The following is a 23,069-nucleotide window of genomic DNA, read 5'->3' as shown; positions in this document are numbered from 1 at the left end:
CCATCTTAATTACAATCGACACTCACCGCAGCTATCAGCGACAGAGAGAGAACCTATCGTGTCCCTTCGCAAGTACCAGAACCACACGCCGTTGCTCGGCAAAGGCGCTTTTGTCGACAGCTCGGCGGTGGTGATCGGCGATGTCGAAATCGGCGAAGACAGCTCGGTATGGCCCTTGACGGTGATCCGCGGCGACATGCACCGCATCCGCATTGGCGCGCGCACCAGCGTGCAGGACGGCTGCGTGCTGCACATCACTCATGCCGGGCCTTTCAACCCCGACGGTTTCCCGTTGCTGATTGGTGACGATGTGACCATCGCCCATAAAGTGATGTTGCATGGATGCAGCGTCGGCAACCGGGTGTTGATCGGCATGGGCAGCATCGTCATGGACGGCGCGGTGGTCGCCGATGATGTGATCATCGGCGCCGGCAGCCTGGTGCCACCGGGCAAGCGCCTGGAAAGCGGTTTTCTATATGTGGGCAGTCCGGTGAAACAGATCCGGCCACTGACCGACAAGGAACAAGCCTTTTTCACCTACAGCGCGGCGAACTACGTGAAGCTGAAGGATTTGCATCTGGCCGAAGGCTACGACCAGATCTGAAACGTTTCGCTATCGCCCAGGAATTTTCATGCATTACCAAACCGTTCTGTTCGACCTCGATGGCACCCTGACCGACCCGCGCGAAGGCATTACCCGTTCGATCCAGTTTGCCCTGGGCAAGTTGGGTATCGATGAGCCCGACCTGACCAAGCTCGAACACTTCATCGGCCCGCCCTTGTTGCAGGCCTTCATGCAGTTTTACGACTTTGACGAGGCCAAGGCCTGGGAGGCGGTGAACTTCTACCGGGAACGCTTCAAGGTCACCGGGTTGTACGAAAACCGTGTGTTCGACGGTGTCACGCCGCTGCTCGAAACCCTGGGTGGGCAAGGGCGACAGTTGTACATCGCAACCTCCAAACCCTGGGTCTTCGCCCGGGAAATCGCCCGCCATTTCGATTTCGCCAAACACTTCAAGGTGATCTACGGCAGCGAACTGGATGGCACCCGCACCAATAAAGTCGAATTGATCGCCCACCTGATGGCCGAAGAAGGCCTCGACCCGGCCACTACCCTGATGATCGGCGACCGCAAGCACGACCTGATTGGTGCGCGCAGTAATGGGTTGGACGGGGCAGCGGTGGGTTATGGGTTCGGCAGTCGGGAGGAGTTGAGCGCTGAAGCACCGGCCTATCACTTCGAAACGCTGGAAGAGATGCATCAGGCGTTTTTGCGGCCGTAGGAGCCAGCGGGCGGCGATCCGACTTGCCGGCGAAGAACGATGACGCGGTACAACAGATACACCGCGGCGCCTGGTTCGCCTGTAGGAGCCAGGCTTGCCGGCGAAGAACGATGACGCGGTACTACAGATCTACCGCGGCGTCTGGTTCGCCTGTAGGAGCCAGGCTTGCCGGCGAAGAACGATAACGCGGTACTACAGATCTACCGCGGCGTCTGGTTCGCCTGTAGGAGCCAGGCTTGCCGGCGAAGAACGATGACGCGGTACTACAGATCTACCGCGGCGTCTGGTTCGCGGGCAAGCCTCGCTCCTACAACGACAACGCCCTCAAAGCCGCTTTACGCTGTTCAACCGGCAACGCACCCAACTTCTCGACCCGCGCATAAAACTTCACCCAATCCCCACCCTCCTGCCTGAACAACGCAGCAAACGCCGGCACCCACTGGTCGTAAAGACCGAACGGCAGCAATCGCGCATTGTTCATCGGCGCATTGATCCACGCGTCGTAGCGTTTGTCCCCGGCCCATTGTTTATCACGCATCTGTCGGTATTCGGCGCGCAACTGTTCGAACGCCTCGGCTTTACGCTGACGCATTTGTTCCGGCGGCAGCGGCAGGCTGTAAAGGTTTTCCAGCCGGGTGCGGGTGTCCAGAATCAGCTGAATGAATTGGTCCCGTTGTTGCGCCTTTGCCCCGCTTTCCGGGGGAAGATTGCGAAATGCCCGCCACTGTCGAGTACCTTCCTGCTCAACGAAGGTGGCGAATGATTCGTTGAACTCAGTGTCATCCTTCACATAAACGCGCTGGTGCGCGAGTTCATGAAAGATCAGCGTGGCCAGGCGTTCATCGCCCCAGCCCATCATCGAGTTCATGATCGGATCGTTGAACCAGCCCAGGGTTGAATAAGCCTCTACTCCACCGATGGACACGTCCATGCCTTGCAGGTGTTGCAGCGCCGCCTCACCGCGAGCCGCGCTCTGGCTGTAATAGCCGCGATAAGCCACACAACCGGCGATGGGGAAGCAATGGTTTTTTGGCTTCAGGGAAAATTCCGGCGTGACAAACACGTTCCAGACGACATAGGGACGGCCAATGTCGGCATACAAGCGGTAACTCTGATTATCCGGCAGATGCAGTTGTTGGCTGGCGAAGGTCCGCGCCTTTTGTGACTGAGCCAGATGCGCACGCAGTTTCTGATCGCGCTGCGGATCGGCAATCACCCGGGCAACGGGCTCCCGTGCCCGCAGCAATTGCAGCTGGCCACTGGCCAACTGACTGTAGTAGCTGACGCTGGAACAACCGTTGAGTAACAAAAACAACGCACCCGGAAACAAAATGCGTAAAACGCGATCAAGTAACCCAAGGCTTCGACGCGGCCTGATCAAAATAAAAAAATCCCTGGAAAGTCTGCTCGCAAGACTATCCCGCTTGACTGGAGCTCCGCTATGCGCAAGTTGATGCTGACGGGAGGCCTGCTGATGCTGGCCGGTTGTGCAGGATTCGGATTACCTCGCCCTGATCCGACGCAAGCATGGATCGATCTGGAGTCACATCAGGAAGATACGGCCTTGCTGGCGCTGGAGGTGGACAACAAGGCGGCCGCCGACAAGCGCTATTTCGAGGTTCAACCCGGCAGCCATGAGTTGACCGTTCGCTACCAGTTCCCGGTCCAGCCCACCAATATCGGTCCCGATGCCGAACCGCTGTGGCGGGACTGCCAGCTGAATGTGAAATTCAACGACTTCAATGCGGGCGAGCGCTATCAACTGCAAGCGGGGAATATCGGCTTCCGGCCATGGGCCAAGTTGTATGATCAACAGCGAAAAGTGATTGGCCAGGGCACACCGGCGGGCTGCCAACGGACCTGATCGGCGCTATTCTGAATATCCCGACATTGGGACATTCATCATGCGCAGGTTGATGCTGTTACTGGCCGCAAGTGCCGTCGCCGGCTGTTCGACGCCGATGCCGGCGGCCAATCCGCAGATGGCGTGGGTCGACTTCTCTACGCCATTCCCTAACGATAAATTGCTGATGGCCGAGCGATTGGACAACCAGCGCTTGCGTGACGGGCGTTTTTTCCAGGTCACTCCCGGCAGCCACGAACTGACCGTGCGCTTCGATTTTGAAGTACCAGGCGGCGGGGGCTCGGACTTGTTCGGCGGTACCACGGAGCGGCTGTGCTACATGATCGTCAAATACGATCATTTCGAAGCCGGTCAGCGCTATCTGTTACAAGCTCGCTCCATGGCGTTCACCCCTGAAGCGCGGCTGTACAACGCCAAGCATGAGATCGTTGCCGAAGAGAGCCAGATCAACTGTGTGCCGTAACTGCGGTCAGCGGTCATTCTTCTGGTAGATGATTTTCCTGGTGCCGCCGTCGCACGAGCCAACGACCATGTTCTGATCGTGCACTTCGTCATTGGTAACGATTTCCAGGGTGTAGGACGTCACCCCTCGGGCCTGGATCTTGGCTTCGATTTCGGCCTTGAGTTCTTCACAAGGTTTGGGTGCCGCCAGGGCCGAAGTGGCCAGGGCGCAACAGATAACCGCCAAGGCAAAACGTTTCATGGTTGAAGCTCCTTGAGGCAGCGCGCACAGGTCATGCGTTTTTGCTGCTGTCATTTATTCGACCACAGTTTTACCCGGCAAATCTGATTCAACTCAAAAAAGATCTCAGCCTATGGCCTCTCCTACAGGATCAGCGTCATTTGTAGGAGCTGCCGGAGGCTGCGATCTTTTCGTTTCAATGCGAATTCAGCTGAGCAAAGTCGCATCCAGGCTGATTTTCGCATTCAGCACTTTGGACACCGGGCAACCCTCTTTGGCCTTGTTGCTCAACTCATCGAACTGCGCCTGGCTTGCGCCGGGGATTTTGGCCTTGAGGATCAGTTTCACGGCCGTGATCGCAAAACCACCTTCTACCTGATCCAGGGTGACTTCGGCGTTGGTATCGATGCTGTCAGCCTTGAGGCCGGCGTCACCGAGAATCATCGAAAACGCCATCGAGAAACAGCCCGCGTGGGCCGCACCGATCAACTCTTCGGGATTGGTGCCCTTGCCGCCCTCAAAGCGGGCCTTGAAGCCGTAGGGCGCGTCCCTGAGCACCCCGGTTTCGGTGGAAATCGAGCCGATGCCGGTTTTCAGATCACCTTCCCAGTGGGCCGATGCTTTCTTGGTGATAGCCATGCCTGTCTCCTCAAGATCCGGCGCGAAGCGTCGCGCCATTGTGGTTTCGGTCGCTAGGGTTCTGAGGGTAGGCCGGGGAGCAAAGTTCAGCGCATCTGATCGATCGGCTTTTTTGCCGGTAAATTTCGCCGTGCTATTGAAACTCGGGTATATGCCCTCATTGCATGAACCACGCTTATGGATTCGGCAGGTTTTCGTTTGTAACAAAAAACCTGCGCCCTCAATTGGAGAAGCAGGTTTATGAAACGACTGTCCGATATCAAGTTCTCGACCCTCGACCTGGTGCCCGTGCGGGAGAACGGCAGCGCCGCCCAGTCATTGCGCAACTCGCTGGACCTGGCGCAGCACGTTGAAAAGTTCGGCTATAACCGGTTCTGGGTTGCCGAACACCACAACATGGACGGCATTGCCAGTTCTGCGACCTCCGTGCTGCTTGGCTATCTGGCCGGTGGCACCTCGACCATTCGGGTCGGTTCCGGCGGAGTCATGTTGCCCAACCATGCGCCGCTGGTGATCGCAGAACAATTCGGCACGCTTGAAAGCCTGTATCCAGGGCGCATCGACCTGGGGCTTGGCCGTGCGCCCGGTTCGGACCAGATAACGGCCCGTGCACTGCGTCGTGAACGCTCCGGCAGCGCCGACGATTTCCCGGAAGATGTGGCCGAACTGGTGCGTTATCTCGGCCCGCGCACCCCGGACCAGCGTGTCATCGCGATGCCGGGGACCGGCACGAATGTGCCGATCTGGCTGCTGGGCTCAAGCCTGTTCAGTGCGCAGCTGGCAGGGGAGCGCGGCTTGCCCTATGCCTTCGCTTCACACTTCGCTCCACGCTTCATGCATGAGGCCATTCGCGTCTACCGCAATCATTTCAAGCCTTCTGCAGTGCTCGACAAGCCCTACGTGATGCTTGGCGTGCCGCTGGTGGCCGCCGACACGGACGAACAGGCCGACTATCTGGCGACCTCGGTATTCCAGCGCATTCTCGCGCTGATGCGTGGTCAGAGCCTGGTGCAGCGCCCGCCAGTGAAAACGATGGACGGGCTGTGGTTGCCCCACGAGAAAGAAGCCGTCAGCGATTTCCTGGGGTTGGCGATGATCGGCAGCCCGCAAAAAATCCGCGCCAGGCTGGAAGTGCTGATCGAGCAGACCCAGGCCGACGAACTGATTTTCACCTGCGACCTCTACGAACACGCGGATCGCCTGCATTCTTATGAGCTGCTGGCGCAGGTCATGAAGGGCTGAGCACGCTAACCGCAAAAAGCCGACGCGATGGCGTCGGCTTTTTGCTTGCATAGGGTTGGGACTACTTTTTGTAGACTATTTCCTTGCTGCCCTTCTCGCAGGTGCCGACGATTTTTCCGCCAGATGCATTGCCTTTATCAACGATTTCCAGCGAATAACCCGAAACGCCCTTGGCATCGAGCTTTGCAGCGATTTCGGCTTTCAACTCTTCACAGGACTTGCCGCCGTCAGCAAAGGCAGTACCCGCCAGGCTCAACAAACCTACCGCCAAAATAAACTTCTTCATCGGTCGCATTCTCTGGTCGGATCAAAAAAAAGGCATCCAGCCATTGGCCGGAACGCGCCTAGCGCATTGCCAGTCGTTATGGCACTCGGCCAGCGCGCAAGTTCAGAAGACTAGACGAACGTCAGCTGCTGGCAATCCGGAATCCGACCTTGAGCGTCACCTGGAAGTGCGCAGCCTTGCCGTCCTTGATGTGGCCGCGGGTTTCGGTCACTTCAAACCATTCCATGTACTTGAGGCTCTTGCTGGCCTCGGCCAGCGCGTTGTTGATCGCGTCTTCGATACTGCTGGTGGACGAGCCTACGAGTTCGACTTTCTTATAAGTGTGATGGTCAGTCATGGCGTTCTCCTTAGGGTGTGAAATACAGCCTAGCAGTGATTTTCTGACTTACTTCCTTCGGTCGGTGCGACAGGGAAGCTCACATTTACTGCACTTTCTCGAGTCCCTGAAGTCCCAACCAACACACGCCACTCATCAACAATGCAGGAGAGCCACCATGGCCAACAGCTCGTTACGCAAAGCCTCATTGCAAAGCATGGAAGCGGAGATCGAGAGTCTGCTCAAATCCTTGGAAAGCCTGAAGGACGACGCCTCGGACGAGTCGCGTAAAACCCTCAAGGTGCTCAAAGGCAATGCCGAGAATGCGTTGAGGCATTCGCGCCATCTGCTTTCGGATGCCTATGAAGAGGTCAAGGTCAAAACCCGTGAAACCGGAATCGCCACTCGCGATTACGCACAGGAGCACCCTTGGACGACGGCCGGTGTTGCCGTCGGTGCGCTGGGCCTGTTGGCGGCCTACCTGCTGTTTAAACGCGGGGAATGATCTGTCTGGCGCAGCTCATTCTTGAGCCATTGCGCCAGTTGCCTGGCGCGCCCGTCCGCGGCGCGCTTGGGTAGCCACAAGGCCAGATGCGCGGGTGTTTCGCAAAATCCCCAAGGGGCGACCAGGCGACCCGCCTTCAAGTCCTCGGCCACCAGCGGCTCGGGGGCAATCGCCACGCCCAGCCCGGCCACGGCCGCTTCCAACAAGTAATACAAATGCTCGAATCCCTGCCCGTACTTCAACGCCTTGGCGTCGAGCCCGCTTTGCTGCGCCCAACTGGGCCAGGCTTGCGGACGCGAAGTGGTGTGCAGCAAGGGTTCGGTGAGCAGCGCGGTGGCCGGCGCCGTTTTCAGGCGCTCATAGCCGGCGAACCGTGGGCTCAAGACCGGGCCGATCCGTTCGCTGGCGAGCTCAAAAACCTGCATATCGGCCGGCCAGGGCGGTTCGGCGAACACCAGCAGGGCATCCAGGCCCGGGCGACGGGGGTCGAGATCGCCTTCGCCGGCTGACAGGTGCAGGCGCAGGTCGGGTAGATCGGCATTCAGTCGCCCCAGGCGCGGTATGAACCAGCGTGCCAGCAGGCTTCCCGAACAGCCCAGGACGAACGGCGCATCGGCGGTGCTTTGGGTGAGCTCGGCGCACACGGTGCGCAAGCGCTCAAACGCTTCAGCGCTGGCGTCACGCAGACGCATGCCTGCATCTGTGAGTTTCAGTCCGCGTCCTTCCTTGGTGAACAGGCTCACACCGAGGTGTTCTTCAAGCACTTTAAGCTGCCGGCTGACCGCACCATGGGTGACGTGCAGCTGCTCGGCTGCCTGACTGACGCTGTTCAAGCGGGCAGTGGCTTCGAAGGCGCGCAGGGCATTCAGCGGTGGCAGGTCGTGGCTCATGGTATCTGTGAGTTTTCCTGACAGGTTGTGGCGATCTTATCGGTTTTCAGGTCCGGGCGTCAGGGGTAGAGTGAAGCCCATTGTCATATCACGCATTCAATTGGAGCGCCCCATGACCCAGACTAATCTGCGCAACGGCCCTGACGCCAACGGCCTGTTCGGCTCGTTCGGCGGCCGTTACGTCGCTGAAACCCTGATGCCGTTGATCCTCGATCTGGCCCGTGAATACGAAGCGGCCAAGGAAGATCCTGCCTTCAAGGAAGAGCTGGCCTATTTCCAGCGCGACTACGTCGGTCGTCCGAGCCCGCTCTATTTCGCCGAACGTCTGACCGAATTCTGTGGCGGCGCGAAGATTTATCTGAAGCGCGAAGAGCTGAACCACACCGGCGCGCACAAGATCAACAACTGCATCGGCCAGATCCTGCTGGCGCGGCGCATGGGCAAGAAACGCATCATCGCCGAAACCGGCGCCGGCATGCATGGCGTGGCGACCGCCACCGTGGCTGCGCGTTTTGGCCTGGACTGCGTGATCTACATGGGCACCACTGACATCGAACGTCAGCAGGCCAACGTGTTCCGCATGAAGCTGCTGGGCGCCGAAGTGATCCCGGTCGTGGCCGGCACCGGCACCCTCAAGGATGCGATGAACGAAGCCCTGCGTGACTGGGTGACCAACGTCGACAACACCTTCTACCTGATCGGCACCGTGGCCGGTCCGCACCCTTATCCTGCGATGGTCCGCGACTTCCAGGCCGTCATCGGCAAGGAAACTCGTGACCAGCTGCAAGCCCAGGAAGGTCGCCTGCCTGACAGCCTGGTGGCGTGCATCGGCGGTGGTTCCAACGCCATGGGCCTGTTCCACCCGTTCCTCGACGACAAGAGCGTTGAAATCATCGGCGTTGAAGCGGCCGGTCACGGCATCGAAACCGGCAAGCACGCGGCCAGCCTGAACGGTGGCGTTCCGGGTGTACTGCACGGCAACCGCACTTTCCTGTTGCAGGACGACGATGGCCAGATCATCGACGCCCACTCGATCTCCGCTGGCCTCGACTACCCGGGCATCGGCCCGGAACACGCCTGGTTGCATGACATCGGGCGTGTCCAGTACACCTCGGTGACTGACGACGAAGCCCTCGCGGCATTCCACCAGTGCTGCCGCCTGGAAGGGATCATTCCTGCCCTGGAAAGCGCCCATGCCCTGGCTGAAGTGTTCAAGCGCGCGCCGAACCTGCCGAAGGATCACCTGATGGTGGTCAACCTGTCCGGTCGTGGCGATAAAGATATGCAGACCGTGATGCACCATATGGAACAATCAAAGCAGGAGAAACACTGATGAGCCGCCTGCAAACGCGTTTTGCCGAACTCAAGGAACAGAACCGCGCCGCCCTGGTGACCTTCGTCACCGCCGGTGACCCGGACTACGACACCTCCCTGGCGATCCTCAAGGGTTTGCCGGCCGCTGGCGCCGACGTGATCGAATTGGGCATGCCCTTCACCGATCCGATGGCCGATGGCCCGGCGATCCAGCTGGCCAACATCCGTGCGCTGGCAGCCAAGCAGAACCTGGCGAAAACCCTGGAAATGGTGCGTGAGTTCCGCAAGGACAACACCGAAACGCCGCTGGTGCTGATGGGTTACTTCAACCCGATCCACAAATACGGCGTGCCACGTTTCATCTCCGACGCGAAAGAAGCCGGTGTCGATGGCCTGATCGTGGTCGACATGCCGCCCGAGCATAACGGTGAGCTGTGCGACCCGGCCCAGGCGGCCGGTCTCGACTTCATCCGCCTGACCACCCCGACCACTGACGATGTGCGTCTGCCAACAGTTCTCAATGGCAGCTCCGGGTTTGTGTACTACGTATCGGTGGCTGGTGTGACCGGTGCTGGCGCCGCAACGCTGGAACACGTCGAAGAAGCGGTTAGCCGCCTGCGTCGCCATACCGACCTGCCGATCAGCATCGGTTTCGGCATCCGCACGCCGGAGCAAGCGGCGTCCATCGCGCGCCTGGCAGATGGCGTGGTGGTGGGCTCGGCACTGATCGATCACATCGCCAATGCCACGACGCCGGATCAGGCCATCGATGGCGTCCTGAGCCTGTGCTCGGCGTTGGCCGATGGCGTGCGTAAGGCCCGCGTCAGCTGAAGGTAAAGTTCCTGATACAGAGGAATTAGAGCCTCCCGACACAGACTAACCAGCAAGACCGAGGGCTTCAGGACTACGTTCTGGAGCCCTTTTTGTTGTGTGTGTGGTGAGGAAAGCCCCAATGAAAATGCCGAAACGTCTGATTGCCAGCCTGGGTGTGCTGATGCTCAGTGCGACCCCGTTGCTGAACGCCAGCGCTGATCAGCGCAACGATCATGACCGCGGCGGCCCGCAGCAGGGCCAATACGATAACCACGACAATGACCATCGTGGCGGGCAGGACAACCATCGCGGTGGACCTCCCCGGGATTTTGGTCCGGTGCGTCAGACGATTCATGACCATCACGACTATTTCGTCCGTGGTGCGCCGCCGCCTCCAGGCATACATCTGGAACGCGGCCGGCCACTGCCCCATGGCTATTACGGCGAGCGCCTGGACGGCCGCGCGTTGGGGCGGCTGCCGTATTACCAGGGTTATGAATGGCGCCGGGCGGGTAGCGATATCGTATTGATCGCGGTGGGCTCCGGGATTGTCTACGAGATTCTCGAAGGGGTGCTCTGACCCTCGTTTGGCAAAAGGCTTCGTGTCACGAAGCCTTTTTTACGGCAACTCCAACCCACCCGAAGCCTTGTGCAACTTGCGCAGGTGCTCGCCAATCTGTTTCACGTTGGCCTCATTGGCCGCCATTTCCGCTGCCCGGTCTGGATCGAGCAGCGCCCTGACTTCCTTGTCCAGATCCCCGGTCAGTGCCTGAAGCTGCTTCTGCCGCAGGCTGGTCTCCGATTCCAGGCGTTGCCATTCAGCAGGTTGCGGCAAGCCATACCCGCCGCTGCCGAGCAATTCCGCCGGACGACTGAGGAAACCGCTGCTATCGAGAATTTGCCTCAGTGTCGCGTTGGCTTTATCCATTCCGCCGTTTTTCAGCTCGCGGGCACCCAGGTAACGTTGCTTGACCTCGTCCTGGGCCAAAAGCAATTGCTGGCGATAGCTTGCCTGCTCCAGCAGGAGCAATGCCGCGCTGGTGCGCAAATCCGCCTGATCGAACCACTGGCGGCGCTGCGCCGCGGTCAGGGACAACCAGTCTTCGACCTTTTCCTGTTTGATCGGTAGTTGCTTTCTCAGTACCTCGAACATTGCTTGATAGCGGTCGCGGAACGAGTCGAAGCGATAACCCAGGCGCAGTGCCTCACGTGGATCGTCGAGCACGCTGGTATCCGCCAGCCCGCGACCCTTCAACACTTCCAGCAGGCCATTGGGCATGATGTTGTCGAGCGCAACCAACTTTGAGTTGTTGGTGCCGCCACGCAACAACTTCAGTTCTTCCACAGCGCAGTTGTTCGACAGGAAGAAGTAGTTGCCGTCGTAGCTCCAGTGCATCTCGGCGGCCCGTTCCACCACGTTTTCAATCTCTTCACGAGACAGGTTCAGCGGCACGGAGGCGAGACTGCGCAGTTCGGTCTTGGTGTATTCGTCGATCACCTGGGCCAGTGGCAACACGAACAGGCGTGACGGGTATTTACCCACCAATCCATCCCAACTCGACAGCTGCACGTCGCCCACGAACGCGCGGTAGGACAACACCAGGTGCTGGTCCAGGTCCAGGCGGCAATCCGGCCCGCGTGGCCGGCCCGGTGCGCAGATCACCAGGCGCAACATGCTGTGACCCCAACGGCTGACCCAGTTCTGGTTGGCCTCTGCCAGCAGGTAGTCGACGGCGTAGACCCGCTCCGGATCGACCTGGCCCAAAGGCGTCTTGGCGAAGTCATTGCCAGCATTGAGGAATGCGAAGGTCTTGCCGCAATCGCCCTTGGTCACAGGTGCCCAGCCGAAGCGCTCCTTGTAGTAGCGGTAAAGCGCAGGGCGACGACAGGCGTAACTCGGGTCGAGGAGGAAATACTCCATGTTGACCGCGACGAATTCCTTGGGGCTACTGGTTTCGTAGATATCCGGGCTGCGGACGATCTGGCGGTTGTGCTGCTCGCGCTCGCCACGACGGCCAACGTACTGCTGCCAGCCGGCAAGGTCGAGCAGGCGCGGGTCGTCGCTGAGGGTAAAGCGTCGATCGGACTGGCCGCGGCATTGATCGGGAATGCCGATCAGCCCTGAACTGCCATTGCGCTGGGTACAGCGCTGGATAAGCGTGCGCTCCTCATTCGGCCAGAGGCGCGAGCGGTCATAAATGTGGGTCAGCTCATGCAGCACCGTGGCGAGCATCTCCCGGCGCACAGTGCCATGGGGGCGATAGGTTTTCTTGGTCGCGGCGCTGCCATCGGTAAGGCTCGCCAACAGGTTGCGGTTCAGATCGAGCTCGGACACCAGCGACGCCTGGCCGTAGGCATCGCTGCGCATGTTATCGGTCCAGCCGACGTCGATACGCCGGTCGAGTTGCTCGATGAACCGCGGCGGCAATGCCTGCATGGCTTCATCAAGCAACGCTTGGCTGGCTTGCTGTTGCGCGGGGCTCAGGCCTTCGGTCTTGAGGCGTAGTTCGAGGTCGGCGTGGGCCGTGCTGCCGAACAGCAGCATGGCCCCGGCCAACAGCCAGGCAGTTGGAGACCTCACAGTGCGAGGATGGCTTCGGCGAGATCCTGATCACTGGCTTCGCGGGCTTCCGGAACGCGAGTGCGCAACAAGTTGAGAGCGGATTCCAGGTGCGCGCCACGAATATCGCCGTTGCTGGCGACGAAACTGGCGGCATCGTCCTGGGCTTCGCGGACAATTTTCGAGTCGCGGATCGACGTCGTGGTGTCGGAAGTGAAGTCCAGTGTGCGCTGGGTGGCACGAATGAGAATGTTGCTGGTGGCAACCAGGGTTTGGGCCTGGGCCACATCAGCCAACAAAAGTAGGCCAAGAGTGGCAACAATCAGTGGGTTACGCATGGAACGACTCCGGAAAAACTTGGGATAACTATTGGACGAGAATTGCCTGTGCCAGTTCAAGGTCGCTGGCATGAAGTTTTGGCTGGGTCTGGCGCAGGTAAGCCAGGGCCGATTCCAGCCGTGCGCCTCTCATCTGGCCATCACTGGCGATGAATGCCGCGGCATCATCCCGGGCGGCGAGCAGTTTATGGTCGAAGGGGGCAGAGGTCACCATGCCTGAGGCATAACTGCTGGCCACGATGCCCTGGGTAGAAAGGTTAAACGCGTCGAAGGCATGGGCCGCCCCTGAGTAGCAGGCTGCTAGAAATACTGGAGCAATCAACAGGCTTGAAAGAAAACGCATGAGACTCGACAGTTGAAAGTGAGTCCCAAGGCTAGCGCAAGGCCCGGGCTAGAGCCAGTGCTGAAACATTGGGACACGCCATGCGTGTCCCGCATCTCGGCAAACGATTAGATGGTCAGGATGGCCTGTGCCAACTGTGCGTCGGTTGCGTTCAGTTGTGGAGCCTGATGGCGAATGTGATCAAGTGCGCTTTCCAGTTTTACCCCACGGATGCTGCCTTCGCTGGCGACGAAGCTGGCAGCATCGTCACGGGCCGCGAGCACGATCTTGTCGTCCTTGAACGAAGACGTGACGTCGGAGGTCGCGTCGGACGTGGCTTTGAGTGCACCGACGACGGCATCGGTGGTCACGATGAAGCTGGTGGCGTGGGCATTGGCAGCCACGGCAAGCAGGGCTGCAGCGCTGAGCAGACGAAGACGGGACATGGTGTAACTCCTTTGGATAAGACAATTAAGAGGTGGTGCAGTGTCTGAGAGTCAGACGCCAGACACTCGGGGGGCGCCACGTTCTGGCCTGATATTAGGCCTGTGTACTCCATTTCGAACAGCCTTTAAGAGAAAGGTTGCTAGAAACCAGTTCGATCGGATGAAAGTCCATTTTATAACTGTAACGGTCAGTTCTCATAATATCAAAACTGTACCTGTTTCGCGTTTGAAGCGTCTAAAACGACAAAGCCCGTCGTGGTTCCCCACGACGGGCTCTGTTTGTTCAATTCGGGTTGCTGGCGGTGGACCCTGCAGGTCAGAGCCAGCGACGCTAACTTAGCGCCAGAACGGCTTGCTCAGCTCTTCGTAGCGTTGTGCTTCGCTAATCCCGGCATCAGCCAGCAGACGCGAGTCCAGACGAGCCAGTTGGTGGCGGCTGGAGATGCGGCGCTGCCACAGCATCAGGTTGGCGATAACGCGCAGAGGCATGGAAACCTGGGTTTTTGCAGCGGTGTCTTCGAAGAACAGATCGGAACTGAGTGTACGTTCCATGGTTTTCATCCTTCCGCTTATGGCGGGATTAGGTAGTGGCTTAACTGGTGCCCATGATCCTCTTGTTTGCCTAGTCTCTGTAGATACAGTTCATCTGTATTGTGAGAGCTCAGTTAACTGTTTATAGGGGGTGTACTGGTCGAAAATAAGGCAACTGTACCTGTCTGCGCCGTTGTGGTGCATTTTTGCTCATTTGAGTGAAGTGTGTAGGAGAATTCGGTAGGAAAAGACCGGTACAGCAGTACAGTTTTTGGCGTGATTAGGCTTGGCAACAGCAAGCTGACGAAACTGTGTTTGCGTCAGCTGCCATCTGTATCAATCAAACAGCGATCATTCTCCCGGTTTCTTCCAGGTTCATGTGCCAGCTCAGGGCATCACGCAGGATATGCGGGGTGTGTCCGCCAATTGCGCAGGCTTTCGTAAAGTAGTCGTCCAGCGCCTGGCGATAATCCGGGTGTACGCAATTGTCGATGATCACGCGAGCGCGCTCCCGAGGTGCCAGTCCGCGCAGGTCTGCCAGGCCGACTTCGGTGACGAGGATGTCAACATCGTGTTCGGTGTGGTCAACGTGGCTGACCATCGGTACCACGCTGGAAATCGCCCCGCCCTTGGCGATCGACTTGGTCACGAAGATGGCCAGGTGCGCGTTGCGCGCGAAGTCGCCCGAACCGCCAATGCCGTTCATCATCCGCGTGCCGCAGACATGGGTGGAGTTCACGTTGCCGTAGATATCGAATTCAAGGGCGGTGTTGATGCCAATGATGCCTAGGCGACGGACCACTTCCGGGTGATTGGAGATTTCCTGCGGGCGCAGGACCAGTTTGTCCTTGTAGCGCTCCAGGTTGCCGAATACGTCAGCGTTACGGCGGCTCGACAAGGTGATCGAGCTGCCAGAGGCAAAACTCAGCTTGCCGGCGTCGATCAGGTCGAACGTCGAGTCCTGAAGCACCTCGGAGTACATGGTCAGGTCTTCGAATGGCGAGTCGATCAAGCCGCACATCACCGAGTTGGCGATGGTGCCGATACCGGCCTGCAGTGGGCCGAGCTTGTTGGTCATGCGACCCGCGTCGACTTCCTGCTTGAAGAAGTCGATCAGGTGATCGGCGATGGCCTGGGTGTCCACGTCCGGTGGCAGCACGGTGGACGGAGAGTCCGGCTGGTTGGTGACCACGATCGCGACGATCTTTTCCGGTGGGATCGGGATGGCGGTGCTGCCAATGCGATCGTCGACCTTGACCAGGGGAATCGGCGTGCGGGTCGGACGATAGGTCGGGATATAGATGTCGTGCAGGCCTTCGAGGTTGGGATTGTGCGCCAGGTTGATCTCGACGATCACGTGCTTGGCGAAAATCGCGAAGCTGGCCGAGTTGCCCACGGAAGTGGTCGGCACGATATGGCCTTGCTCGGTAATGGCCACGGCTTCGATCACCGCGATGTCCGGCAGCTTCAGTTGCTGGTTGCGCAGTTGCTCGACGGTTTCCGAAAGGTGCTGGTCGATGAACATTACATCGCCGGCATTGATCGCCTTGCGCAAGGTGCTGTCCACCTGGAAGGGCATGCGGCGCGACAATACGCCGGCCTCGGTGAGCTGTTTGTCGAGGTCGTTGCCCAGGCTGGCACCGGTCATCAGGCTGATCTTCAGCGGGGTGACCTTGGCCCGTTCGGCCAGTGCGTGGGGTACGGCCTTGGCTTCGCCGGCGCGGGTAAAGCCGCTCATGCCGACGGTCATGCCGTCCTCAATCAGAGCGGCAGCCTCGGCGGCGCTCATCACTTTATCCAACAACGAAGGCAGGCGAATACGGTCACGGTACATGGATTGTTATCTCGGGCAACGGGTAGCAGGACGTGCAGTCTAGTGAATTTCACGGCGCTGTGTCCCGCTACCAAGGTCGCAAACGAGGTGTCTATTCCGGTGCTTCCAGACAAAACACCGTTACCGTTTCGGTAACAACGCGGTGGTTTGTCCGACAATTTGCGCAAACAAAAACGCCCCGACGAGTCGGGGCGTTGTGGTACTGCGAAACGGTATTACTCGACAGCTTTAACCATGTCTTCGATGACTTTCTTGGCGTCGCCGAAGACCATCATGGTTTTGTCCAGATAGAACAGTTCGTTGTCCAGACCGGCATAGCCGCTGGCCATCGAGCGCTTGTTGACGATGATGGTCTTGGCCTTGAACGCCTCGAGGATCGGCATGCCGGCAATCGGCGATTTCGGATCGTTCTTCGCGGCCGGGTTGACCACGTCGTTGGCGCCCAGCACCAGCACCACGTCGGCCTGGCCGAACTCGGAGTTGATGTCGTCCATCTCGAACACCTGGTCGTAAGGCACTTCGGCCTCGGCCAGCAGTACGTTCATGTGGCCAGGCATACGACCGGCAACCGGGTGGATCGCGTACTTCACGGTCACGCCGCGATGGGTCAGCTTCTCGGTCAGTTCCTTCAGCGCATGCTGTGCCCGTGCTACCGCCAGGCCGTAGCCCGGAACGATGATCACGGTGTCGGCGTTGGTCAGCAGGAAGGTTGCGTCGTCAGCCGAGCCGGATTTCACCGGACGCGCTTCTTTCGAGCCTGCAGGGCCCGCGTCTGCCGTGTTGCCGAAGCCGCCAAGCAGTACGTTGAAGAACGAGCGGTTCATCGCCTTGCACATGATGTACGAGAGGATCGCACCGGACGAACCTACCAGCGAGCCGGCAATGATCAGCATCGAGTTGTTCAGCGAGAAGCCGATACCCGCCGCTGCCCAGCCGGAGTAGCTGTTGAGCATCGACACCACGACCGGCATGTCGGCACCGCCAATCGGGATGATGATCAGCACGCCGAGCACGAAGGCCAGCGCCAGCATCACGCTGAAAGCGGTGTAGTCGCCGGTGAGCATGAAGGTCACGCCCAGTGCCAGTGTGGCCAGGCCCAGCAGCAGGTTCAGCTTGTGCTGACCGCCAAACTGTACTGGCGCGCCCTGGAACAGGCGGAACTTGTACTTGCCTGCCAGCTTGCCGAAGGCAATGACCGAACCGGAGAAGGTGATCGCACCGATGGCAGCACCCAGGAACAGTTCCAGGCGGTTACCGGCCGGAATCGCATCGCCGAGGTTCTGCACGATACCCAGCGACTGTGGCTCGACCACTGCGGCCACGGCGATGAACACCGCCGCCAGGCCGATCATGCTGTGCATGAAGGCGACCAGCTCGGGCATCTTGGTCATTTCAACACGCTTGGCCATGATCGTACCGACAGTGCCGCCGATCAGCAGGCCGACGATCACGTAGACGATACCGTCGTGGGCCAGTTCGGCACCCAGCTTGTAGATCAGGCCGACCGTGGTGAGGATCGCCAGGCCCATGCCGAGCATGCCGAACAGGTTGCCGCGACGTGACGTGGTTGGGTGCGAGAGTCCCTTGAGCGCCTGGATGAAGCAGACCGAGGCGATCAAATACAGGGAAGTAACCAGATTCATGCTCATGCTTGCTGCACCTCAGCCTTGATTGCTTCGGCCTTGGCTGCCGGAGCTTTTGCTGGCGCCGCTTTCTTCTTGAACATTTCCAGCATGCGCCGGGTCACCAGGAAGCCACCAAACACGTTGACCGCGGCCAGGGCCACGGCCAGGGTGCCCATGGTCTTGCCCAGTGGGGTCACGGTGAGGGCGGCAGCGAGCATGGCGCCGACGATGACGATGGCCGAGATCGCGTTGGTCACGGCCATCAGTGGGGTGTGCAGTGCAGGGGTCACGTTCCAGACCACGTGGTAGCCGACATAGATGGCCAGCACGAAGATGATCAGGTTGTAGATACCGTGAGAGATCAGCATGTCTTCCATTGTTTTTATCCTCAGCCGTTCTTGCGCACGATCTGGCCGTCGCGGCACATCAGGCACGCGGCGACGATATCGTCTTCAAGGTTGATCACCAGTTGTCCTTCTTTATCGAACAACAGTTTCATGAAGTCCAGCAGGTTGCGGGCATACAGTGCCGAGGCATCGGCGCCGACCGCGGCTGCCAGGTTGGTCGGGCCAACGATGGTCACGCCGTTTTCGACAACCACCTGGTCGGCCACGGTCAGCGGGCAGTTGCCGCCCTGTGCCGCCGCCAGGTCGATAACCACCGAGCCCGGTTTCATCTGGGCCACGGTCTCCGCGCTGAGCAGCGTCGGTGCCTTGCGACCCGGAATCAGTGCCGTGGTAATGACGATGTCAGCCTGCTTGGCGCGTTCGTGTACGGCCACGGCCTGGCGCTGCATCCAGCTGGCCGGCATCGGGCGTGCGTAGCCGCCGACTCCGACAGCGCATTCACGCTCTTCATCGGTCTCGTAGGGCACGTCGACGAACTTGGCGCCCAGGGATTCGATCTGCTCCTTAACCGCGGGACGCACGTCAGACGCTTCGATCACCGCACCCAGGCGCTTGGCCGTAGCGATGGCCTGCAACCCGGCAACACCGGCGCCGAGAATCAGCACCCGCGCCGCTTTCACGGTGCCCGCGGCGGTCATCAGCATCGGCATGAAGCGCGGATAGTGATGGGCGGCCAGCAACACGGCTTTATAGCCGGCGATGTTGGCTTGCGAGGACAGTACGTCGAGGCTCTGTGCACGGGAGGTGCGAGGCGCGGCCTCCAGGGCAAAGGCGGTAATGCCGCACTCGGCCATCTTGGCGATGGTTTCGTTGTTGAACGGATTGAGCATCCCCACCACAACGGTGCCGCTCTTTATCAGGGCAAGCTCGCTGTCGCTGGGAGCGACCACCTTCAAAATCAACTCTGCACCAAACGCCTCACTGGCGCTGCCAATGACCGCACCAGCGGCTACATAGGCACTGTCGACAACGCTGGCATTGACGCCGGCGCCGCTTTGTACAGTGACCTTGTGACCCTGGCCGATGAGCTTCTTGATAGTTTCGGGGGTTGCAGCAACCCGTGTTTCACCGGTCTGGGTTTCGAGAGGAACACCAATGTGCACGTCAAATCTCCTGCGTGATCTTATTGAGTAAACCCATGCACTACGGATGGTGCGGCTGGGGCGGCCGATCAGCACGACCCCGCCAAATTCAGGCGGGGCGCGGCATTTTGCAGGCGAACTTTGTGCCCTTTCAAGGGATTATGACGGGTGACGGAAAATTAACTACAAGTCACCCCGTGACCGAATGTCGCAACCAAACGGCTCAATCCCTTGCAGGCCGTGCCTTTCCGGGATTTTTACGCAAATCAAACAATTTACACATCGGCCATATGAATGATGCGGCATCGCGATGAAATAGTGGCTCAAAGCCGCGTCGTCAGGCGCTTGTGGCACGTTTGTACTGCTTCGCCGTACAGTTTTCTTCCATGCGACAAATACTTATATCTGTAGGGTTTTTATTTTTCTGACTACGAGGTCAGATAAGTGCTCGGGGCCTTTATCCTTCTAGGCTGTAGCCATGGGCCTGATTTACCAGCCAGTCACGAAAAGCCCTTAAAGACGCCGATTCGACCTTTCTCTCCGGAATCATCAGGTAATAAGCCTTGATGCTGGAGAGTGCCTGCGGGTTGGCGATCACCAGGCGCGACTCAGCCAATTCGCGCTGAATCAGGAACGGCGGGATCAGCGCAATCCCCATATCGTGCATCGCCGCCTGGGCCAGCATGGAGAATAGCTCGTAACGCGGCCCTGTCATGTCCCGCGGGACGTTCAGGTGTTGAGAGTCGAACCATTGGCGCCAGGCGTAGGGGCGAGTGGTCTGTTGCAGCAGGGGCAGATCGGCGATTTCAGAGGGTGTAAGGGCATCCTTATTGCCTAGCAGGTTGGGGCTGCACACGGGCATCGGATTTTCACCCATCAGCCTGTGGGATTCAGTACCCGACCAATCGGCATCACCGAAGTAGATCGCCGCGTCGAAATCGGTGTCGGCAAACAGGAACGGCCGCGTGCGGTTGGTCAGGTTGACCGTCACTTCCGGGTGTTTGTGTTGAAAGTCCTTGAGCCGGGGCAGCAGCCACTGCGTACCAAAGGTCGGAACCACGGCCAGTTCTATGACGTTGGCGCCCTGCTGGCCCATCACGGACAAGGTGTCGCGCTCAACCGCATCGAGTTGAGTGGCCACCCGGCGACTGTAGGAAAGTCCCGCCTCCGTCAGCTTGACCCCGCGCCGGGAGCGTCGGAACAGTTCCACCCCGAGGAACTCCTCGAGGCTGGCGATCTGTCGGCAAATCGCGCCTTGGGTCAGCGAAAGTTCCAGGGCTGCCTTGGTGAAGCTTTCATGGCGGGCGGCCGCTTCGAAGCTGATCAGGGCCGTTGTGCTGGGTATTTTCCTGCGCATGTACGTCAACCTCACTAATACATCGCCTTGAATGGGTTTTGCGACGTTTCGGAGTGAGAAATTAGCACAACAGTATGCGAAATCCTCGTTTGCCCAGACGTCGAACCCGGCCTAGGATCACTGCACGTTATTTGACCTGTTTCGAGAGGACACACTCATGGCCGGTAAAGCTAGCTTCAACTGGATCGATCCCCTGCTGCTGGATCAACAGCTCACCGAAGAAGAGCGCATGATCCGCGACACCGCTGCGCAGTTCGCTCAGCAAAGTCTGGCGCCGCGCGTGCTCGAAGCTTTCCGCCATGAAAAGACCGATCCGGCGATCTTCCGCGAAATGGGCGAAGTGGGCCTGCTGGGTGCAACCATTCCCGAGCAGTACGGTGGCAGCGGCCTGAACTACGTCAGCTACGGTTTGATTGCGCGTGAAGTCGAGCGTGTCGACTCCGGCTACCGCTCGATGATGAGCGTGCAATCCTCCCTGGTGATGGTGCCGATCAATGAATTCGGTACTGAAGCCCAGAAACAGAAATACCTGCCAAAACTGGCGTCGGGCGAGTGGATCGGCTGCTTCGGCCTGACCGAGCCTAACCATGGCTCCGATCCGGGTGCGATGATCACTCGCGCACGAAAAGTGGAAGGCGGCTACAGCCTGACCGGCAGCAAGATGTGGATCACCAACAGCCCGATCGCCGATGTGTTCGTGGTCTGGGGCAAGGACGATGCCGGCGACATCCGTGGCTTCGTTCTGGAAAAGGGCTGGAAAGGCCTGAGCGCCCCGGCGATTCACGGCAAGGTCGGCCTGCGGGCTTCGATCACCGGTGAGATCGTCATGGACAACGTGTTCGTTCCGGAAGAAAACATCTTCCCCGACGTCCGTGGCCTGAAAGGCCCCTTCACCTGCTTGAACTCGGCCCGTTACGGCATCTCCTGGGGCGCGCTGGGCGCAGCCGAGTTCTGCTGGCACACCGCTCGCCAATACACCCTGGATCGTCAGCAGTTCGGTCGCCCGTTGGCCGCTACCCAGTTGATCCAGAAGAAGCTGGCCGACATGCAGACCGAAATCACCCTGGCGCTGCAAGGCTGCCTGCGTCTGGGCCGTATGAAGGACGAAGGCACGGCGGCGGTTGAAATTACCTCGATGATGAAGCGCAACTCCTGCGGCAAGTCCCTGGATATCGCTCGCATGGCCCGTGACATGCTGGGCGGCAACGGTATCTCGGATGAATTCGGGGTTGCTCGTCACCTGGTCAACCTGGAAGTGGTGAATACCTATGAAGGTACGCATGACGTCCACGCGCTGATCCTCGGTCGCGCACAGACCGGCATCCAGGCGTTCTATTAATAGGAGAACGCCATGGGCGCGCTTTCGCATCTACGGGTACTGGATTTGTCGCGGGTGCTGGCCGGGCCATGGTCCGGGCAGATCCTCGCCGACCTTGGCGCCGAAGTGATCAAGGTCGAGCGTCCAGGCAATGGCGATGACACGCGCGCCTGGGGCCCGCCGTTCCTCAAGGACGCCTATGGCGAGAACACCAGCGAGGCCGCCTATTACCTGTCGGCCAACCGCAACAAGCAATCGGTCACCATCGACTTCACGCGCCCGGAGGGGCAGAAGCTGGTGCGTGAGCTGGCGGCCAAGTCGGACATCCTGATCGAGAATTTCAAGGTTGGCGGTTTGGCAGCCTACGGTCTGGACTATGAGTCGCTGAAGGCGATCAATCCTGATCTGATCTATTGCTCGATTACCGGGTTTGGACAGACCGGTCCTTACGCCAAGCGTGCGGGCTATGACTTCATGATCCAGGGCCTTGGTGGCCTGATGAGCCTGACGGGTCGGCCTGAAGGCGAAGAAGGTGCGGGGCCGGTCAAGGTTGGCGTGGCGCTGACGGATATCCTCACCGGGCTCTATTCGACGGTGGCCATCCTGGCCGCGCTGGCACATCGAGACCACGATGGTGGTGGGCAGCATATCGATATGGCATTGCTGGATGTGCAGGTCGCGTGCCTGGCCAACCAGGCGATGAACTACCTGACAACGGGCAACGCGCCAAAGCGCCTGGGCAATGCTCATCCGAACATCGTGCCTTACCAGGACTTCCCTACGGCAGATGGCGATTTCATCCTGACTGTCGGGAATGATGGGCAGTTCCGCAAGTTTGCCGAAGTGGCGGGGCAGCCTCAGTGGGCGGACGATCCGCGTTTTGCGACCAACAAGTTGCGGGTGGCAAACCGGGCGGTGCTGATTCCCCTGATCCGTCAGGCTACGGTGTTCAAGACGACCGCTGAATGGGTCGCTCAGTTGGAGCAGGCCGGTGTGCCGTGCGGTCCCATCAATGACCTGGCGCAGATGTTTGAAGACCCTCAGGTCAAGGCGCGCGGGTTGGCCATCGAGTTGCCTCACGCGTTGGCTGGCAGTGTGCCGCAGGTGGCCAGCCCGATACGGTTGTCCGAGACGCCAGTGGAGTATCGGTATGCGCCGCCTTTGCTGGGCGAGCATACGCTGGAGGTTTTGCAGCGGGTGCTGGGTCTGGACGCTGGCGCCGTGTCTGCACTCAAGACTTCGGGCGTTCTCTGATAGAGCTCTTCTATATAGAGGAGCGTTTGTCTCCTCTCTATAGGGCTCAATTGGGGGCGTTTTGGCGCTTTCTGTAAGTTATTGATAGAAAACCGGAATCAGTGCTTGACGGCAGATTCTGGAGGCCTATAATTCGCCCCACTTCCGGCGCAGTCGAAACG

General features: G+C 59.4%; 27 protein-coding genes. 11 read left to right on the top strand and 16 right to left on the bottom strand.

Annotated features, from left to right (window positions below):
* The first annotated feature begins 58 nt into the window (after positions 1 to 58).
* Both HFK74_RS01015 and HFK74_RS01010 read left to right on the top strand, forming a co-directional pair.
* Complete coding sequence (locus HFK74_RS01015; protein WP_180202000.1) at positions 59 to 604, top strand: gamma carbonic anhydrase family protein; 546 nt, start codon at positions 59 to 61, stop codon at positions 602 to 604.
* A gap of 28 nt (positions 605 to 632) precedes the next feature.
* Positions 633 to 1,283: an HAD family hydrolase gene (locus HFK74_RS01010; RefSeq protein ID WP_180201999.1), complete on the top strand. Its 651-nt coding sequence runs from the start codon at positions 633 to 635 to the stop codon at positions 1,281 to 1,283.
* Positions 1,284 to 1,590: 307 nt separating this feature from the next.
* Here HFK74_RS01010 and HFK74_RS01005 read toward each other — a convergent pair whose 3' ends face one another.
* Positions 1,591 to 2,664: an aminopeptidase gene (locus HFK74_RS01005; protein ID WP_180201998.1), complete on the bottom strand. Its 1,074-nt coding sequence runs from the start codon at positions 2,662 to 2,664 to the stop codon at positions 1,591 to 1,593.
* A 60-nt stretch (positions 2,665 to 2,724) separates the two neighbouring features.
* Here HFK74_RS01005 and HFK74_RS01000 point away from each other — a divergent pair, with 60 nt between their 5' ends.
* Both HFK74_RS01000 and HFK74_RS00995 read left to right on the top strand, forming a co-directional pair.
* Positions 2,725 to 3,147: a hypothetical protein gene (locus HFK74_RS01000; protein WP_180201997.1), complete on the top strand. Its 423-nt coding sequence runs from the start codon at positions 2,725 to 2,727 to the stop codon at positions 3,145 to 3,147.
* Between the two features lie 40 nt (positions 3,148 to 3,187).
* Entirely contained in the window at positions 3,188 to 3,610 is a 423-nt protein-coding gene (locus HFK74_RS00995) for a hypothetical protein (protein WP_180201996.1), read from the top strand.
* A 6-nt stretch (positions 3,611 to 3,616) separates the two neighbouring features.
* Here the strand turns inward: HFK74_RS00995 and HFK74_RS00990 are convergent, their stop codons facing one another.
* The gene (locus tag HFK74_RS00990; RefSeq protein WP_180201995.1) at positions 3,617 to 3,850 is read right to left on the bottom strand and encodes a DUF1161 domain-containing protein; all 234 of its coding nucleotides are present in this window, start codon (positions 3,848 to 3,850) and stop codon (positions 3,617 to 3,619) included.
* Between the two features lie 186 nt (positions 3,851 to 4,036).
* A complete protein-coding gene (locus tag HFK74_RS00985) occupies positions 4,037 to 4,468 on the bottom strand; it encodes an OsmC family protein (protein ID WP_180201994.1) in 432 nt (143 codons plus the stop codon).
* Positions 4,469 to 4,708: 240 nt separating this feature from the next.
* On the opposite strand from HFK74_RS00985, the gene HFK74_RS00980 reads away from it, so the two are divergent.
* Entirely contained in the window at positions 4,709 to 5,710 is a 1,002-nt protein-coding gene (locus HFK74_RS00980) for an LLM class flavin-dependent oxidoreductase (protein ID WP_180201993.1), read from the top strand.
* A gap of 61 nt (positions 5,711 to 5,771) precedes the next feature.
* Here HFK74_RS00980 and HFK74_RS00975 read toward each other — a convergent pair whose 3' ends face one another.
* The gene (locus HFK74_RS00975; protein WP_180201992.1) at positions 5,772 to 5,996 is read right to left on the bottom strand and encodes a DUF1161 domain-containing protein; all 225 of its coding nucleotides are present in this window, start codon (positions 5,994 to 5,996) and stop codon (positions 5,772 to 5,774) included.
* Between the two features lie 121 nt (positions 5,997 to 6,117).
* Positions 6,118 to 6,333 carry a dodecin gene (locus HFK74_RS00970; protein ID WP_008027736.1) on the bottom strand — a complete coding sequence of 72 codons (216 nt, stop codon included), beginning with the start codon at positions 6,331 to 6,333 and terminating at the stop codon, positions 6,118 to 6,120.
* A 157-nt stretch (positions 6,334 to 6,490) separates the two neighbouring features.
* On the opposite strand from HFK74_RS00970, the gene HFK74_RS00965 reads away from it, so the two are divergent.
* The gene (locus HFK74_RS00965; protein ID WP_020798079.1) at positions 6,491 to 6,817 is read left to right on the top strand and encodes a YqjD family protein; all 327 of its coding nucleotides are present in this window, start codon (positions 6,491 to 6,493) and stop codon (positions 6,815 to 6,817) included.
* Here HFK74_RS00965 and HFK74_RS00960 read toward each other — a convergent pair.
* Positions 6,790 to 7,707: a LysR family transcriptional regulator gene (locus HFK74_RS00960; RefSeq protein WP_180201991.1), complete on the bottom strand. Its 918-nt coding sequence runs from the start codon at positions 7,705 to 7,707 to the stop codon at positions 6,790 to 6,792. The two genes, HFK74_RS00965 and HFK74_RS00960, sit on opposite strands and share 28 nt — an antisense overlap.
* A 112-nt stretch (positions 7,708 to 7,819) precedes the next feature.
* On the opposite strand from HFK74_RS00960, the gene trpB reads away from it, so the two are divergent.
* The 3 genes from trpB (at position 7,820) to HFK74_RS00945 (ending at position 10,414) form a co-directional block, all read left to right on the top strand.
* Positions 7,820 to 9,040 carry a tryptophan synthase subunit beta gene (gene trpB / locus HFK74_RS00955; protein ID WP_180201990.1) on the top strand — a complete coding sequence of 407 codons (1,221 nt, stop codon included), beginning with the start codon at positions 7,820 to 7,822 and terminating at the stop codon, positions 9,038 to 9,040.
* Complete coding sequence (trpA, locus tag HFK74_RS00950) at positions 9,040 to 9,852, top strand: tryptophan synthase subunit alpha (RefSeq protein WP_180201989.1); 813 nt, start codon at positions 9,040 to 9,042, stop codon at positions 9,850 to 9,852. Before trpB ends, trpA begins: the two co-directional genes overlap by 1 nt.
* A gap of 121 nt (positions 9,853 to 9,973) precedes the next feature.
* The gene (locus tag HFK74_RS00945; protein ID WP_180201988.1) at positions 9,974 to 10,414 is read left to right on the top strand and encodes an anti-virulence regulator CigR family protein; all 441 of its coding nucleotides are present in this window, start codon (positions 9,974 to 9,976) and stop codon (positions 10,412 to 10,414) included.
* A gap of 39 nt (positions 10,415 to 10,453) precedes the next feature.
* Here HFK74_RS00945 and HFK74_RS00940 read toward each other — a convergent pair whose 3' ends face one another.
* The 10 genes from HFK74_RS00940 to HFK74_RS00895 form a co-directional block, all read right to left on the bottom strand.
* On the bottom strand, positions 10,454 to 12,415 hold the full coding sequence (locus HFK74_RS00940; protein ID WP_180201987.1) for a DUF4105 domain-containing protein: 1,962 nt from the start codon (positions 12,413 to 12,415) through the stop codon (positions 10,454 to 10,456).
* Positions 12,412 to 12,732: a DUF2388 domain-containing protein gene (locus HFK74_RS00935; RefSeq protein WP_008064818.1), complete on the bottom strand. Its 321-nt coding sequence runs from the start codon at positions 12,730 to 12,732 to the stop codon at positions 12,412 to 12,414. Before HFK74_RS00935 ends, HFK74_RS00940 begins: the two co-directional genes overlap by 4 nt.
* A 28-nt stretch (positions 12,733 to 12,760) precedes the next feature.
* Positions 12,761 to 13,075 carry a DUF2388 domain-containing protein gene (locus tag HFK74_RS00930; protein ID WP_180201986.1) on the bottom strand — a complete coding sequence of 105 codons (315 nt, stop codon included), beginning with the start codon at positions 13,073 to 13,075 and terminating at the stop codon, positions 12,761 to 12,763.
* A gap of 107 nt (positions 13,076 to 13,182) precedes the next feature.
* Positions 13,183 to 13,500, bottom strand: a complete 318-nt coding sequence (locus HFK74_RS00925) for a DUF2388 domain-containing protein (protein ID WP_008064820.1) — start codon at positions 13,498 to 13,500, stop codon at positions 13,183 to 13,185.
* 336 nt (positions 13,501 to 13,836) lie between these two features.
* Positions 13,837 to 14,052 (bottom strand): DUF1127 domain-containing protein, encoded by a 216-nt coding sequence (locus HFK74_RS00920; protein WP_180201985.1) that lies wholly within the window; start codon positions 14,050 to 14,052, stop codon positions 13,837 to 13,839.
* Positions 14,053 to 14,371: 319 nt separating this feature from the next.
* A complete protein-coding gene (locus HFK74_RS00915) occupies positions 14,372 to 15,865 on the bottom strand; it encodes an acetyl-CoA hydrolase/transferase family protein (RefSeq protein WP_180201984.1) in 1,494 nt (497 codons plus the stop codon).
* A gap of 215 nt (positions 15,866 to 16,080) precedes the next feature.
* On the bottom strand, positions 16,081 to 17,514 hold the full coding sequence (locus HFK74_RS00910) for an NAD(P)(+) transhydrogenase (Re/Si-specific) subunit beta (protein WP_008064822.1): 1,434 nt from the start codon (positions 17,512 to 17,514) through the stop codon (positions 16,081 to 16,083).
* Positions 17,511 to 17,867, bottom strand: coding sequence for an NAD(P) transhydrogenase subunit alpha (locus HFK74_RS00905; RefSeq protein WP_008064823.1), 357 nt, complete (start codon positions 17,865 to 17,867; stop codon positions 17,511 to 17,513). The genes HFK74_RS00910 and HFK74_RS00905 overlap by 4 nt, the downstream gene beginning before the upstream one ends.
* Before the next feature lie 11 nt (positions 17,868 to 17,878).
* Complete coding sequence (locus tag HFK74_RS00900; RefSeq protein WP_008064829.1) at positions 17,879 to 19,000, bottom strand: Re/Si-specific NAD(P)(+) transhydrogenase subunit alpha; 1,122 nt, start codon at positions 18,998 to 19,000, stop codon at positions 17,879 to 17,881.
* A gap of 436 nt (positions 19,001 to 19,436) precedes the next feature.
* Complete coding sequence (locus HFK74_RS00895; RefSeq protein WP_008064831.1) at positions 19,437 to 20,336, bottom strand: LysR family transcriptional regulator; 900 nt, start codon at positions 20,334 to 20,336, stop codon at positions 19,437 to 19,439.
* Between the two features lie 157 nt (positions 20,337 to 20,493).
* Here HFK74_RS00895 and HFK74_RS00890 point away from each other — a divergent pair, with 157 nt between their 5' ends.
* Positions 20,494 to 21,675 carry an acyl-CoA dehydrogenase gene (locus tag HFK74_RS00890; RefSeq protein WP_008064832.1) on the top strand — a complete coding sequence of 394 codons (1,182 nt, stop codon included), beginning with the start codon at positions 20,494 to 20,496 and terminating at the stop codon, positions 21,673 to 21,675.
* A 12-nt stretch (positions 21,676 to 21,687) separates the two neighbouring features.
* Positions 21,688 to 22,908 carry a CaiB/BaiF CoA-transferase family protein gene (locus HFK74_RS00885; protein ID WP_180201983.1) on the top strand — a complete coding sequence of 407 codons (1,221 nt, stop codon included), beginning with the start codon at positions 21,688 to 21,690 and terminating at the stop codon, positions 22,906 to 22,908.
* Positions 22,909 to 23,069 lie beyond the last annotated feature (161 nt).

It is taken from the genome of Pseudomonas sp. SbOxS1, assembly GCF_013416725.1.
Taxonomy (GTDB): domain Bacteria; phylum Pseudomonadota; class Gammaproteobacteria; order Pseudomonadales; family Pseudomonadaceae; genus Aquipseudomonas.
Note: the sequence above shows the minus strand (reverse complement) of the source record. Positions and strands in the feature narration are given on the sequence as shown.

Coding starts and splice junctions, on each gene's coding strand:
- HFK74_RS01010 (WP_180201999.1), top strand. CDS start 633: ATGCATTACCAAACCGTTCTGTTCGACCTCGATGGCACCCTGACCGAC.
- HFK74_RS01000 (WP_180201997.1), top strand. CDS start 2,725: ATGCGCAAGTTGATGCTGACGGGAGGCCTGCTGATGCTGGCCGGTTGT.
- HFK74_RS00995 (WP_180201996.1), top strand. CDS start 3,188: ATGCGCAGGTTGATGCTGTTACTGGCCGCAAGTGCCGTCGCCGGCTGT.
- HFK74_RS00990 (WP_180201995.1), bottom strand. CDS start 3,850: ATGAAACGTTTTGCCTTGGCGGTTATCTGTTGCGCCCTGGCCACTTCG.
- HFK74_RS00985 (WP_180201994.1), bottom strand. CDS start 4,468: ATGGCTATCACCAAGAAAGCATCGGCCCACTGGGAAGGTGATCTGAAA.
- HFK74_RS00980 (WP_180201993.1), top strand. CDS start 4,709: ATGAAACGACTGTCCGATATCAAGTTCTCGACCCTCGACCTGGTGCCC.
- HFK74_RS00975 (WP_180201992.1), bottom strand. CDS start 5,996: ATGAAGAAGTTTATTTTGGCGGTAGGTTTGTTGAGCCTGGCGGGTACT.
- HFK74_RS00970 (WP_008027736.1), bottom strand. CDS start 6,333: ATGACTGACCATCACACTTATAAGAAAGTCGAACTCGTAGGCTCGTCC.
- HFK74_RS00965 (WP_020798079.1), top strand. CDS start 6,491: ATGGCCAACAGCTCGTTACGCAAAGCCTCATTGCAAAGCATGGAAGCG.
- HFK74_RS00960 (WP_180201991.1), bottom strand. CDS start 7,707: ATGAGCCACGACCTGCCACCGCTGAATGCCCTGCGCGCCTTCGAAGCC.
- trpB (WP_180201990.1), top strand. CDS start 7,820: ATGACCCAGACTAATCTGCGCAACGGCCCTGACGCCAACGGCCTGTTC.
- trpA (WP_180201989.1), top strand. CDS start 9,040: ATGAGCCGCCTGCAAACGCGTTTTGCCGAACTCAAGGAACAGAACCGC.
- HFK74_RS00945 (WP_180201988.1), top strand. CDS start 9,974: ATGAAAATGCCGAAACGTCTGATTGCCAGCCTGGGTGTGCTGATGCTC.
- HFK74_RS00935 (WP_008064818.1), bottom strand. CDS start 12,732: ATGCGTAACCCACTGATTGTTGCCACTCTTGGCCTACTTTTGTTGGCT.
- HFK74_RS00930 (WP_180201986.1), bottom strand. CDS start 13,075: ATGCGTTTTCTTTCAAGCCTGTTGATTGCTCCAGTATTTCTAGCAGCC.
- HFK74_RS00925 (WP_008064820.1), bottom strand. CDS start 13,500: ATGTCCCGTCTTCGTCTGCTCAGCGCTGCAGCCCTGCTTGCCGTGGCT.
- HFK74_RS00920 (WP_180201985.1), bottom strand. CDS start 14,052: ATGGAACGTACACTCAGTTCCGATCTGTTCTTCGAAGACACCGCTGCA.
- HFK74_RS00915 (WP_180201984.1), bottom strand. CDS start 15,865: ATGTACCGTGACCGTATTCGCCTGCCTTCGTTGTTGGATAAAGTGATG.
- HFK74_RS00910 (WP_008064822.1), bottom strand. CDS start 17,514: ATGAGCATGAATCTGGTTACTTCCCTGTATTTGATCGCCTCGGTCTGC.
- HFK74_RS00905 (WP_008064823.1), bottom strand. CDS start 17,867: ATGGAAGACATGCTGATCTCTCACGGTATCTACAACCTGATCATCTTC.
- HFK74_RS00895 (WP_008064831.1), bottom strand. CDS start 20,336: ATGCGCAGGAAAATACCCAGCACAACGGCCCTGATCAGCTTCGAAGCG.
- HFK74_RS00890 (WP_008064832.1), top strand. CDS start 20,494: ATGGCCGGTAAAGCTAGCTTCAACTGGATCGATCCCCTGCTGCTGGAT.
- HFK74_RS00885 (WP_180201983.1), top strand. CDS start 21,688: ATGGGCGCGCTTTCGCATCTACGGGTACTGGATTTGTCGCGGGTGCTG.